This is a genomic window from Sphingobacterium sp. CZ-UAM (genome assembly GCF_002000245.1).
GTDB lineage: Bacteria > Bacteroidota > Bacteroidia > Sphingobacteriales > Sphingobacteriaceae > Sphingobacterium.
Genome location: NZ_MTCM01000004.1, coordinates 208,512 through 222,229, shown reverse-complemented (window position 1 = coordinate 222,229; position 13,718 = coordinate 208,512). Strand labels below are relative to the sequence as shown.

Genomic DNA, 13,718 nt, shown 5'->3' with positions numbered 1-13,718 from the left:
GTAATTTGCGAAACTTTGTCCCTGTCGAATTTGTGTTTCCGGTAGTGACACTTCAACCGTTTTTACCAGTTTGATCGTTTCTTGCTTATTGTCAGTAAAGTTATTGTGGATGATCATCGGATCTAAATGTAATCCTGATCGATAATTGAACATTTTGGTGTAATATTTGAATAACAGCAGGTGTTATTCAATTTGGTTTCATCAATAATTGGTATCTTTTATTAAAATTTAAAATTTGGTAAAAATCCAACGTTAAACATGTTCAAATGAAGTTTGTAGCACCGAATAAACTTGAAAATGATAAGGTCGTATTAAAGCTGATTGATCCCAGCGATTTTGATGCACTTTATCAAGTAGCAAAAGATCCGCTGATATGGGAACAGCATCCCAATAAAGACCGCTGGAAAGAGGAGGTTTTTCGCTCTTTTTTTGATGTCGCATTGGAAAGCAAAGCAGCTTATCTTATTTTGGATAAAACGACGGGCGAATGCATCGGAAGTACCCGGTATTATGGTTTGAATGAAACGGAAAAATCTATTTTTGTTGGTTTCACGTTCTATGCACGCGCCTATTGGGGGACCGGGATCAATCCTTTGGTCAAAGAAATGATGTTTGACTTTGCCTTTAATTTTGTGGATAAGATCTATTTACATGTAGGCGCAGAAAATATCCGTTCACAGAAAGCTGTTGAGCGCTTGGGGGCAAGCAAGGTAGCCGAGAAATTGGTTTCCTATGTTAATGAACCCGAGCGGAGAAATTTTGAATATGCACTGGAAAAATCTACCTGGCTGAGATCCAAAAGATAACGCGGGGTTCTCCTGCCGGGCTATCCCTTGACTCCGCTCAATATACTGCCTATAATAACAGTCAGCACAATCAACGTGATGATAACATAGAGCTTGTCTCTTTCGATGATGAAGCCAAATAGCGAGCCGATCACCCGTACGATTGGCGTGCAGATCAGGAGTAAGACCCCGAGTTGTATGATCTGGGGAATATTTTTGTTAAATGCCCCCACGATAATACCGCTGATCGTTGTATTGGCTTTTCCTTCACCGACAAAATCTTTATAATTAGGTACTGCGTCCTGTCCATGCACGGTCAAATACCAGATCCCACCAATCACCAGAATAGCGGAAGCCAGGATCACACCTGTGCGTAAGATCTGTCCCACTAGCAATGAGATATCTTTATCGCCCCAATAGATTTTTGAAAATACCTGTTTCATCTGCAAATAATTACTTGTTAAATGTCTATTGCCAATACGAGTACGTTACGTTTTTTGTTCAAATAAGCCCATTGTTCAAAAATGGATATATTGCTTATGATGCCATTGAATATCAGTTGTCTACAATGTGTTCGTCTAAAATTTATGTTGAAATCCATTGAAAATCATTTCCAGTGCAACCAAGGTGATGGCGACGGCGAAAATAATACGCAAGGTCTTGGGATTCATTCTTTTCAGGAGCTTTGAACCGGTAATCGCACCACAAAGTACACCTAAAATAACAGGGAAGGCGATTCCCGGATCCATATACCCACGTTGTAGATAGACTACGGCTGAGGCAGCTGCTGTCACCCCGATCATAAAATTACTTGTTGTAGTACTGACCTTAAAGGGGATTTTCATCATACTATCCATGGCAAGTACTTTAAGGGAGCCCGAACCGATGCCTAGTAAGCCCGATAGGATACCTGCGACACCCATTAACGAAAAACCACCGACCACATTGCTCAGTTTATAGGGCACGAGCTTGCCATCCAAAGGATATGTACTGTTTAGTTTTAACTTTTCGGCTAAAGCCGAACCACCCGAAAAAGCCTGCTCATTTTTCTTGCGTACCGTCATTGCGGCTGAAAAGATCAGTACTACGCCAAAGATAATGGCAATGGTATTGGTGGGCATATAGATCGCAATGATAGCACCGATAACAGCACCTACCGTAGTTGCAATTTCCAGAAACATCCCGAGCCGGATATTGGTAATTCCCTCCTTGACATAGGCAGTGGCGGCACCCGAAGAGGTGGCAATTGAAGCCAGCAATGCGGCGCCAATGGCATAACGGATATCGACATGAAAGAGGAGGGTCAGCAATGGAATGACGACCACTCCGCCGCCCAGGCCTGTTAGGGACCCTAAGAGGCCCGCAACAAATGCACCCAAAAGAAGGATGAGCGTAAAGGTGAGAATAGTCATATATTTTGTCTATTGATCCTGCGTGGTACGATACCCCGCAGACGATAATTTGTTGTAAACTTAAGGGCTTTTTGTTGCTTTTGAAACTTTATGGACCGAATAGATACAAATGTTACATCCATAGTTGAGCCAAAAACGAAATACTGCCTTACGCCTCATGGCGTAGGCAGAGGTGATGATTGTATTAATCTGCTACTCTCCGTTGTACTTTTTCCCCCCGATTGAAGATATCATAGATGATCGGGAATACGAGCAATGTCAGGATGGTGGCAGATATCAATCCGCCGATAATGACGATCGCCAAAGGTTTTTGCGATTCCGAACCTATACCGGTAGAGAGTGCTGCTGGCAACAAGCCAATGGAAGCCATTAATGCGGTCATCACAACAGGACGGGTACGCGATTTGACACCCTTGTAGATCGATTGATCATTGGGCAGGCCATCTTTTTTGTTCTGGTGGAATTCGGAAATCAGGATAACACCATTTTGGATACATATCCCAAATAAGGCAATCATACCCACGCCAGCGGAGATCCCGAAATTCATGCCAGTCACATGCAGTGCAATGATTCCGCCGATCAATGCAAAAGGAACATTGGCTAGAACAAGCAAGGAATCCTTGATATTGCCGAATAAAATAAACAATAAGAAGAAGATCAAAAGCAGACTGATCGGCACCACTTGCGCCAGACGATGGGTTGCCCGTTGCTGATTCTCGAACTGGCCTGTCCAGCCAATGGAATAGCCATCAGGCAATTTGATCTTGCTGACTTTCTGCTGCGCCTCGGCTATGGTACTCCCTAGGTCACGGTCGCGAATGGAAAATTTGATGCCGATATAGCGTTGGATATTATCCCGATAGATAAAGGCTGCTCCATTGTCCTTTTCTATTGTTGCGATACTTTTCAACGGGATCAACGTACCATCGCCGCAGGGCACCATCAGCTGGGCAATATCCTTCTCTGTCTTCCGGTATTCCGGGGCATACCGCAGCCGAATGTCAAACTTGCGTTCACCATCGTATAAGACTGAAGCGGTCTTGCCGCCAAAAGCCATTTCCAGTACCGCCTGTGCATCGGCTGGCAGCACGTTAAATGCAGCCATGCGTGTTCTGTCCAGGATAACACTGACTTCCGGCTGCCCAATATTCAGGATAATACCGGGCTCTTTGATTCCCTGTATATCCTTGATCTGTGCGAAGACCTCCTTCGATAGGCGGTCCAGCGTAGCAAGGTTGTCACCAAAGATCTTAATCCCGTTCTCGGCCTTAAATCCTGCGACAGCTTCCGCGACATTGTCCGAAATGGGTTGTGAATAGTTGTAGGTGATCCCTTGGTACTGCTTGAGTTTATGGTCCATTTCTTCGATCAGCTGATCCATGCTGATCTTTCGTGTCCATTCTTCCTTGGGTTTCAGCGCTACGGCAAATTGCACAAATCCAAAACCATTCGGATCCGTTCCATCATTACTTCGTCCGGTTTGTGATAATACACCGGTTACCTCCGGAAAAGATTCCAATGTCGTTTTTAACACTTTGGTGGTTTTGATGGATTCCTTTAAGGAAGTGCTCATCGGCATTTCGGCGGTTACCCAAAGTGATCCTTCGTTCAAGGTGGGCAAGAACTCTGTTCCCAGAAATTTTGCGGAAAATAATACGGTACCGAGGATGGCCAGAGCAACAATTAAACTCAGACGTTTATTTCTAAAAGTAAATCCAAAACCTTTTGCCACTACTCGGTTCCAAAACTCCACAAAAGGATTATGTCTTTCTTTGACATTTTTGTTCAACAGGATATGGGATAGGGCCGGTACCAGGGTCAATGTAAATAACAGTGCCCCCAATAAGGCAAAACCGAGTGTAAATGCCAGCGGCGAGAACATCTTGCCCTCCACCTTTTGAAAGGAAAAGATCGGGATCAAGGAGGTGATGATAATCAGTTTGGAAAAGAAAATGGCTTTCCCCAATCCGGTACCGGTTTGTTTGATCCAACCCGCTTTGGCCATTTTGTTGAATTTTTCCATGCCCAGTTTATGGGCTTTATGATCCAGCATCACAAATATACCTTCGACCATGACTACGGCACCATCGATGATAATTCCGAAATCCACCGCACCCAAAGAAAGTAGATTGGCACTCATACCCGCCAGTTTAAGGCATAAAAACGCGAATAATAGGGCGAGGGGAATAACGATGGAAACGATTACAGTCGTCCGCCAGTCCGCCATAAAAAGCAATACCATTAGGGTGACCAGAACGATACCCTCGATCAGGTTATGCATCACGGTATGTGTCGTAAAATCCATCAGATTGTCACGGTCATAGAACGTTTGCATTTTGACATCCTTGGGCAATATCTTGTCGTTGAGTTCCGCAATTTTTGCTTTTACGGCTGCCAATACCTCCCTGGGATTCTCTCCTTTGCGCATCACCACTGTACCGGCAACAACATCGTCACTTTTGCCAAAACCGGCTTGCCCTACCCGGGGCATGGAACTCTCTTTGACCTCCGCTACATTTTTGACAAATACTGGGTTGCCGCGTTCGTTGATCACGGTAATGTTTTCGATGTCATTGATCGAATTGACCAGACCGATACCGCGCACGACATAGGACTGTCCACTTTTTTCGATCACATCCCCACCGACATTGAGGTTACTTTTGCTGACCGCATCATAAACCTGTAGGGGTGTAAGGTTATATTTGTCCAATTTGATGGGGTCAGTACTGATCTCATAGACCAAATCCTGCCCACCGAACACATTGATGTCAGCCACCCCTGGAACACCCCTCAATGCCCGGTCTATAACCCAGGTTTGCAAAGTCAGCAGATCTCTTGAATTCCGTTGGTCACTATGTAGGGTATACCGGAATATTTCTCCCGTTGGACCGTATGGTGGTTGCACTTCCGGATCAATGTCTTCGGGAAGACTGACCGAGCGTAGTAAATTGTTGACCTGATTACGTGCAAAAGTATCGTCTACGCCATCATCAAAGATGATTTTAACAATGGAAAGCCCAAACATGGTGGTACTGCGGATGCTGGTCTTCTTCTGAACAGGACTCATGCCCAATTCAATGGGGGTGGTCACAAAACGTTCGACCTCTTCCGCACTACGGCCATTCCATTGGGTGATGATGGTGATCTGCGTATTGGTTACATCCGGAAATGCCTCAATCGGCATACTTTTGAAACTTATAAAGCCGGCAATTGCCAAAATGCCCACCCAGATAAAGGTAAAGGCTTTATTTTTTATGGAAAAGGCAATAATATTTTTAATGAATTTGTTCATGCTCGAAAAAGCTTATACAGGTTAATTATTCAATGCTCTATAAATCAGAAGCTTGTTGTTGACAATCACCTGCTCGCCTTCCTGTAAACCTGAGCTGACGTAGGTGATTTCTTCATTTTGTTTCAGCGGTTGGATCTCACGGATCTTGATGTCATTCTGTGACTTATAGATTAATACGAAATACTTGTTCTGATCAAAAATCACCGCATCTGAGGGGATGGCGAGGGCCTGTGTATTGGAATGATGGAGTAGTTTGATCGTGGCCTTGCTCTCCGGAATAAGCAGACCGTCTTTGTTGTCCAGTACAACACGCGCCTGCATGGCATTAGTCTGAGGGTCAATGATTTTAAAGATCTTGTCGATGCTGCCTTTGAATTTTTTATCGGGATAGCTTAATGTGGAAACAACGGCTGGCATACCCATACTGATCTTTTCGATATCCGTTTCATTGACATTAAGTATTGCCCACACATCTTTGGTGTTGGCTACATCAAAAATATTGTCACTGCGGTCGCTGCGCAACTGCATATCTTTATTGATGTTTTTTTGGACAATATACCCGTCAATTGGAGATACAACGGAATAAATATTGCCGGTACGGACGTTGTAGATCTGACTGACGGCTTCTGAACGGCGCAACTGCTCTTTGGCTTTGGCCAATTGCCCCTTGGCCTCAAGCATGTCCTTATCGGTACTCAATTTGCCGTTATACATATCCTCTGCAACACGGTAATTCTTTTCGGCAAGGAGCAGATCTGTTTTTGCATCGGATAAGTCTTTCTGTATCCCAGCGACCTCTGTACTTCGGATTGTGGCGAGCACCTGACCTTTACGTACATAATCCCCCAGGGATACATTGACGGATACGACATTTCCACCAACCAGTGGAAAGATGTCAATGTAATTATTCTGATCGGCCGATATCTTACCGAAGAAATTGAGTTCCTCGGTCACATTTTCTTTTTTTACGGGGACGAAACTCGTCGATTTGAGCATCGTTTCACTGATTTCAAAACCTTTGACAATCGCTGAATTGTCCGTTTCTTTATGATTTTGGCAGGCGTATAGGAATACGATGGCCACAGTGCTGAGGAGAAGTTGTTTAGTTGACATGGCTTGAATTGAATATAGGGGTTTGCGCCAAGTAGTTAAGTTGCTCGGCATTAAGAATAATTTCTTTTTTCATATCGTAAAGTTTGAGGATGGATATGCGGTAACTATCCATAAAATCACTGAACTCAACCAGGGAGATATTGCCTTTTCTGAAATTGCTGAACACACCATCATAGACTGTAGCAATATTGTGCAGGTCGTCAGCCGTGATCGCGAAATATTGCTTGTATTGATTTTCCCAGGACTGGTAGTTGGCTCGGATCTGTGATTCCAGCAGCTGTCGCTGTACCTCGATATTTTTTTTGGCTTCTTCTTCCGCATATTTGGCCTTGATGATGTTTCCTTTGTTTTGTTTCCATAACGGAAGTGGGATAGCTGCTTTGAGGTTCAGTTCATTGTGAAATGTACCTCCGTTCTGGCTGTATTCTATGCCCAGATTGATGTCCGGTGTATTCAGGGATTTTTGCCACTTGGTAAACAGCTGTGAGCTTTCGGCTGTTTTTAACGCAAACTGATAGTCCGCATTGTTTTCAAGTGCCAGGTCAAATATTTTGTCCATGCTTATTGCTGGCCTGATGGCCAGTTCCCGATCCGCTTCAGCATCTGACAGATTGGGAAGCACGTCCTCTTGATTGGAGAGCAGCACCCTTAACTGTTGTTGCATCGCAATAATGGCATTGGTGGCACTCGTTTTTTCGTTGGTTAGATCGATGGCCATGGTCTGTAGGCGAACCTGATCCCGAAGGGAAACATTTCCCTTTTTCCCTTCCTCTTTGTAGGCGGTCAATAAGCTGTTGAGGTAATCCAGTTGTACATTGATGTCGGCCAGTTTATGTTGTTCGAAATAAAGGGAATAGAATGTTGTTCTTAGTTGTGCGCGTAGACTGGCCAGCAACTGGCTGAATTGTAATTTCGAAAGTTCGACATTTGATTTGGCGAATTCAACCTCATTTTTCTTTTTTCCACCCAGATAAAGCAATTGGGATATGCTGGCATCTTTTGATCCGCCCACATGGAATGCCTTTTTATTTTGTGGATCATAGGCGTTGACGGCGACTTCCAGTTGCGGAAGCTCCCAGATCCTGGCCTGAATGACATCCGCTTCAGCCTGGCTGATATCATATTGTTGCGTCAATAAAGAGAGGTTGTTCTTACGGAAGGCTTCTTCGCATTCAAGCAGCGTCATTTTTCTGCCGGAAGACTGCGGTATTGTTTTATCAATAGTAGTTTCAGCACGAACGGTTGCATTTTCCGGATGAATAGCATTGAGCGCTACCGTCGGTTTCTGTTGTGCGAAAGCAACCGCGTTTAAAAACAGCAAAAATAGCAAGGATTTCTTTGTCATCATGATCGAATCTTATGCAACAAAGAAAGAGCACCCAGATTAAAAGCCCCTTAATAAATACTTAAAAAAAGCTTAAAATTTAATCGTTTTTCAGCTCAGTCGATCAGGGGTGGGCTGGGAATCGTCGGCTTCAGCCGTCGAACCGGAGATCGGGAATCTGAGTATAAAAATATGCGCCGAATGCCCTGTATTGGCTTTGTATTCGATGCTAGCCTGATGGGAATCCATAATGCGTTTGACGATCCGTAGTCCCAGGCCCGAACCGATGGTTTCGGAGGCATTCTCACCGCGGCTGAACGCATCAAAAATACGCTTTTGATCAGTGGCACTCAGGGCAGCCCCATGACTGGTGACCAATACGTTCAGCTGTGTCGGAGATTCATGGATAACGACACTTACCTCCGGATGATAGGAGTATAGTGCTGCGTTTTTGAATAGATTGACAAAAGCGATTTCAATTAACTGTGCCGAGCAAATGAGGGTTAATCTGGGATCTGCGACGCCTTTAATGAAAAAATCAAGTTGCAGATCGGGGAAAGCCTTTGCAACCTTTTCGTATGCCGTAAAAATGATTTCATCAATGCGTTCTTCCTGATAAGTCGTTTGGAGCGTCGCCGAATCAAACTTCGAAAGCAACATCAATGAGTTGGTGACTTCCGAAAGATGCTGTGTTTCTTTTGCAATATTGTCAAGTACATGACTGACCCCTTCCTCCAGCTGCTGTTGATGCCGGAGGTTCTCCAACTGGAATGACATTCTGGCCAGCGGTGTACGCAGCTCGTGGGAAGCACTCGAATTAAATTCCTTTTGGGATTCAAATGCCCCGGAAAGCCGTTTCAACATGGTATTGAATGCTTGGGTCAATACCGCGATTTCGTCCGTATTTCCGGCATATTTAACCGGATTGGTCAGCTTACTGGCATTGATCTGCGTGATATCCTTTTTGAGTTTGTCCAATGGTTTCAGTAAGCGGAGAATCAGGTTATAGCTAAAGATCCAGATCAATGACGTACTCAATAGGAACAAGATCGTTAATACAATAGCCAGGTGGTCCAGCTTTTCGTTGCCGGAATAATCCTGGGCCTTGACCAAAAGGTAATATGCCTGATTGTTGATCAGGTAATATTTGCCCAATATTTCATATTGATCCTGCTTATAGAAGATTCGTTTTTCATTTTCCAGGCGGTTGATGATCGCTTGGTTCCAGGTAATTGTTTTGTCTTTTACCGTGCTGAAAATAAGTTTTTTGTCCCTGTCCAGGATAATGACATCCTCATAAAAGAGCCCATCTTCAATGTCCTGAAAATAAGTTTTATAAGATTCGCGGTCAAAAGAAGGCGTATTGGCAATGTAATGTGAAATATAATCCAGTTTATCGACCAGACGCTGGCGGAATTGATCGTTTCTGAAGTCAACGCTGGCATAATAGATGATGAGCATTGCGATGCCAAATAAAATGGAGAACGCAATACTAAAACTGATCGCTATTTTCTTTTTTAAAGTCATTTATCGGCAGCGAGGTAATAGCCAAATCCAGGTCTGGTATGAATCAGTTTGTTTTCAAAATTCTTGTCTATTTTTTTGCGTAAAAAATTGATATAAACTTCGATGGTATTTTGTGTTGTCTGGAATTGATTTTGCCAAACCTCCTCCGAAATATGTTGCTTCGATAAAGTTCGCCCATTGGCCTGCGCCAAAATTAGCAACAACTGAAATTCTTTCTGCGTCAGGTTGATTTCTTCATTTGACCGGAGTACCCGGGCTTCGTCCGGGTAGATGATCAGATCATCTATAATCAGCGTTTTGGGGCTATTGTTTTCGTTATGCTGCTGCCGGCGAAGAAGTGAATTGATGCGAAGCAACAACTCATCCAGTACGAAGGGCTTGACTAGGTAATCGTCCGCAGCACGGAGAAAGGCTTCCTTTTTGTCGTCGATATCATCATAGGCCGAGAGAATCATGATCGGGGTCATGGCGTCGTGACTTCGTATTTTTTTACAGATTTCTAAACCATTGATCTTGGGTACATTAATGTCAAGCAGGTAAAAGCCATATTTTTTTTGATGCGTCTGTGCGAGAAACTCAATGCCATCAAAGGCCTGGTCACAGGAGAAACCCTGACTTAATAAAAAGGATTTAATTTCCGTAGAAAGAATCCTGTCGTCTTCGAGTAGCAAAATGTCCACCATAAATGTATGCATTGTCCTTCTGTAAAAGTAAGCAAATTTTGTAAACCCTGTCCATCGGATCCCATTTGCGATATTCCTCCCTAGGACACATTCTTCTCCATTTGTCACATTCTTCTCCTGCAAATAATTTAGTAACACAAGATTTACACGAAGAAATATGAAACAAAAAGAAATCTAAGTAGATTCAAATCGAAATTATAGATAAACATTATGGAAAGCAGAAGAGAATTTCTTCGAAAGAGCTTGTTATTTTCCGGAGCTGCCGGTATTGCCAATTTTATGCCGGCCTCTATCCAAAAGGCCTTTGCCATCGATCCAGCACCCGGCAGCAGCTTTTTGGATGCCGAGCATATCGTGATCCTGATGCAGGAAAACCGTTCCTTTGATCATACGTTGGGGAGTCTCTCCGGCGTACGTGGATTCAATGATCCCCGTGCGGTGCGCTTGCCCAATGATCTCCCGGTATGGTATCAGACAGATAAGGCAGGGAAGGTGTTTGCCCCTTTTCGGCTAAATCTCAAAGAGAGCAAGGTAACCTGGATGGGCTCACTTCCCCATAGCAGGGCAAGTCAGGTGGATGCCTACAATGACGGGAAATACGACCAATGGCTGACTGCCAAGCAATCGGGCAATAAGCAATATGCAGCGATGCCACTGACCCTTGGTTATTTCACGCGTGAGGACTTGCCTTTCCATTATGCGTTGGCCGATGCTTTTACCGTATGTGATCAAAATTTCTGTTCGGGCATGACCAGTACAACCCCCAACCGCTCCTTCTTTTGGACTGGGAAGATCACCGAAATAAAGGATGGATTGCAAAAGGTCAATATTCGGAATGATGACTTTGGTTATGGAAAAATGACCTGGCAAACCTTTCCCGAACTGTTGGAAAAGAACAATATCGATTGGCGTTTTTATCAAAATGAAACGAGCTGCGGTGGCGGACTATCGGGCGAGGAGCGTGCCTGGTTGTCCAACTTTGGCTGTAACCTATTGGAATTTTTTCAGGCCTATCAGGTCAAGTTTAAAGATACCTATGTCAGCAACCTCGAGGCGCAGGTACGTGATCTGCCGGGACAGATTTCCAGGCTTGAAGAGCGATCGCCCGAATCGGAGGAGCAGGCAGAAAAAATCCGGATTGATATCCGCAAGAAAAGTGAAGCACTTGAGCGGGCCGAAGCTGAACTAAAGGAGTTTCGTGCCGATAATTACAGTAAGCTGTCTGATTTTAGCAAATCCTTACATCAGCGAGCCTTCACGGTCAATAGGGGAGATCATAATTATCGTAAACTGGAGACCTTGCAATTTAAAGTGCAGGGAAAAAAGCGGACTTTGGAAGTGCCTAAAGGGGATGTGCTCGATCAGTTCCGAAAAGATGTCGACGGCGGTAAATTACCTGCAGTATCCTGGTTGGCCGGCCCCAAAAATTTCTCGGATCATCCCAGTGCCCCTTGGTACGGTGCCTGGTATGTGTCGGAAGTATTGGATATTTTGACCAAAAATCCGGAAGTCTGGAAAAAAACGATTTTTATCATCACTTACGATGAGAATGATGGTTATTACGACCATGTGAAACCTTTCCTCGTGCCGGATCTAATGAAAAAAGATACTGGCGCCTGTTCGGCGGGAATTGACAGTGAGGTGGAAATGGTACGCCTGGAGAATGAACTTAAACAGGGAATTCCAAAGAAACAGGCGCGTGAGGGTGCAGTGGGACTGGGGTTCCGCGTACCGATGTACATTGCATCACCCTGGTCACGGGGAGGCAAGGTCTGTTCTCAGGTATTCGACCATACCTCCACATTGCAGTTTTTGGAGTATTTCTTTAACCATAAATACAATAAGAATATCAATCTGGAGCATATCAGTGCCTGGCGGAGAACAATTTGTGGTGACCTGACAGCGGCTTTCACACCTTTTGTCCAGGCGCAGGAGCAGCTTCCATTCCTCGAACGTAACCAATATATCGAAACTATATACAACGCCCAATTTAAAGATAATCCGGGCGGTTTTATCGAAATTACGGATCTAAACCAAGCTAAGCAGCAGGTTTGGACGTCGAAATTCAATCGCGTACAGGAAAAGGGAATCCGTAAATCGACAGCATTGCCTTACGGACATGACGCTTTTGGGTATGTGCAGAATGGTCAATTTAACCTGACGATGCAGGTGGATACAGGTCTATTTGGTAAAAAGACCAGCGGTGTACCTTTCAATGTGTATAGTCCACTTGTCTATATAGACGGAGCGGGGAAAAGCGAAAGCTATCGAAACTGGAATTTTGCGGTCAAAGCCGGGGATCGCCTCGACTACCAGTGGGACCTGCGGCAGTTTGAAGGGCAGCGCTATGCCTTTGAGCTGCATGGGCCAAATGGTTTTTATCGCAAGTATGCCGGACAAAAAGATGCGCCCGCGGTGTTGGCTACGGTAGGCCCTGAACTCAAATCACTGACCCGAACAGCAACAGGCAAGCTGCAGCTGACCATACGAAATCTAGATGCCGGGCCTGTTCAGCTAGCGATAAAAAGTTTGAATTATCAGCATTATGCTGCGACAAAGGAAATCGGAGCCGGTAAAGAGCTTCTGCTGATTTTGGATATTGCCGCGCATGGCAATTGGTACGATCTTGCGATAAAGGGACTGGGTAAGGCTGATTTTGAAGTACAGCTTGCAGGACGGTTGGAGACCGGAGTGGAAACCACTACTGATCCCTTATTGGCCTAGTGTTTTGCACGCAAAGCTGTTTTCATGAGCAGTCCCGCTGCTACAGTCGGTCGGACCTTTCGTTGCAGGATTTAGGTAATACAGCAATTTGACTGGGGCAGCTTGACTAAGGTCATTTAAAACTGCGATTAGACGTTCTTCTCATCGTAAGCGATTCGCTACAATGGGAAGAACGCACGAGTTTGGGTATATTTATAAAGTGATAAATTTGGTTTCGGGAAAATACTTTTGAATATAATTGCGGAGATAACGCTGTGTTTCTGTGCTGATGGTACTGTCCTCGAGTACAGGGAACGTATTGTATATCACCGAATGCAGATTGATTCCTCGTTTGGCAATGGCTTCCAGGCTTAATAGGGTATGATTGATACTGCCCAATTTGCCGGAGGTTACAAAAAGCAAAGGATAGCCCATTTCTTTGATATAATCTATGATCAGGTAATCCTCCGTGAGTGGTACCATGAGGCCGCCGGCGCCTTCTACCAATACAGCATCATAGCGCTGGCTTAACTGGGCTGTAGCTTGCCTGATTTTTTCAAAGTCTATTTCACGTTTATCTATTTGTGCAGCCAGGTGTGGAGATGCAGGGTAGCTGAAAATTTCAGGCATGGTTATTTTCTCCTGGTCATCTTCGGTAAAGGCGATACCCATCAGTTCGCGGTGTAAGGTAATATCTTCAGAAATCGCTGTGTTTCCGGTCTGTACCAGTTTTTGAGTTATTGTACGCAGGCCGTCTGCATTCCATTGCTTTGCAAGAAGACCAGTTGCGTAACTTTTGCCTATTCCGGTATCTATGCCGGATACAAAATAAATGTTGTTTTTCATTTCTATTTTTTTTTGCTGCTTATTCGATTGCCA

10 protein-coding genes are annotated in these 13,718 nt (G+C 44.4%); 2 read left to right on the top strand and 8 right to left on the bottom strand.

Annotated elements, in window-relative coordinates; all coding sequences use genetic code 11:
* Positions 1-266 precede the first annotated feature (266 nt).
* On the top strand, positions 267-806 hold the full coding sequence (locus BWD42_RS16870; RefSeq protein WP_077437568.1) for a GNAT family N-acetyltransferase: 540 nt from the start codon (positions 267-269) through the stop codon (positions 804-806).
* Positions 807-826: 20 nt separating this feature from the next.
* Here the strand turns inward: BWD42_RS16870 and BWD42_RS16865 are convergent, their stop codons facing one another.
* The 7 genes from BWD42_RS16865 to BWD42_RS16835 form a co-directional block, all read right to left on the bottom strand.
* On the bottom strand, positions 827-1,228 hold the full coding sequence (locus BWD42_RS16865) for a DUF1634 domain-containing protein (protein WP_077437567.1): 402 nt from the start codon (positions 1,226-1,228) through the stop codon (positions 827-829).
* Between the two features lie 135 nt (positions 1,229-1,363).
* Positions 1,364-2,197 carry a sulfite exporter TauE/SafE family protein gene (locus BWD42_RS16860; protein WP_077437566.1) on the bottom strand — a complete coding sequence of 278 codons (834 nt, stop codon included), beginning with the start codon at positions 2,195-2,197 and terminating at the stop codon, positions 1,364-1,366.
* Positions 2,198-2,381: 184 nt separating this feature from the next.
* Complete coding sequence (locus BWD42_RS16855; protein ID WP_077437565.1) at positions 2,382-5,489, bottom strand: efflux RND transporter permease subunit; 3,108 nt, start codon at positions 5,487-5,489, stop codon at positions 2,382-2,384.
* 21 nt (positions 5,490-5,510) lie between these two features.
* Positions 5,511-6,602, bottom strand: a complete 1,092-nt coding sequence (locus BWD42_RS16850) for an efflux RND transporter periplasmic adaptor subunit (RefSeq protein ID WP_077437564.1) — start codon at positions 6,600-6,602, stop codon at positions 5,511-5,513.
* On the bottom strand, positions 6,592-7,950 hold the full coding sequence (locus tag BWD42_RS16845) for a TolC family protein (protein ID WP_217700096.1): 1,359 nt from the start codon (positions 7,948-7,950) through the stop codon (positions 6,592-6,594). Before BWD42_RS16845 ends, BWD42_RS16850 begins: the two co-directional genes overlap by 11 nt.
* A gap of 87 nt (positions 7,951-8,037) precedes the next feature.
* Positions 8,038-9,453, bottom strand: a complete 1,416-nt coding sequence (locus BWD42_RS16840) for a sensor histidine kinase (RefSeq protein WP_077437563.1) — start codon at positions 9,451-9,453, stop codon at positions 8,038-8,040.
* Positions 9,450-10,274: a response regulator transcription factor gene (locus tag BWD42_RS16835; protein WP_217700095.1), complete on the bottom strand. Its 825-nt coding sequence runs from the start codon at positions 10,272-10,274 to the stop codon at positions 9,450-9,452. The genes BWD42_RS16840 and BWD42_RS16835 overlap by 4 nt, the downstream gene beginning before the upstream one ends.
* A gap of 72 nt (positions 10,275-10,346) precedes the next feature.
* Here BWD42_RS16835 and BWD42_RS16830 point away from each other — a divergent pair, with 72 nt between their 5' ends.
* Positions 10,347-12,860 (top strand): phosphocholine-specific phospholipase C, encoded by a 2,514-nt coding sequence (locus BWD42_RS16830; protein WP_077437562.1) that lies wholly within the window; start codon positions 10,347-10,349, stop codon positions 12,858-12,860.
* Between the two features lie 192 nt (positions 12,861-13,052).
* Here the strand turns inward: BWD42_RS16830 and bioD are convergent, their stop codons facing one another.
* On the bottom strand, positions 13,053-13,685 hold the full coding sequence (gene bioD, locus BWD42_RS16825; protein WP_077437561.1) for a dethiobiotin synthase: 633 nt from the start codon (positions 13,683-13,685) through the stop codon (positions 13,053-13,055).
* Positions 13,686-13,718 lie beyond the last annotated feature (33 nt).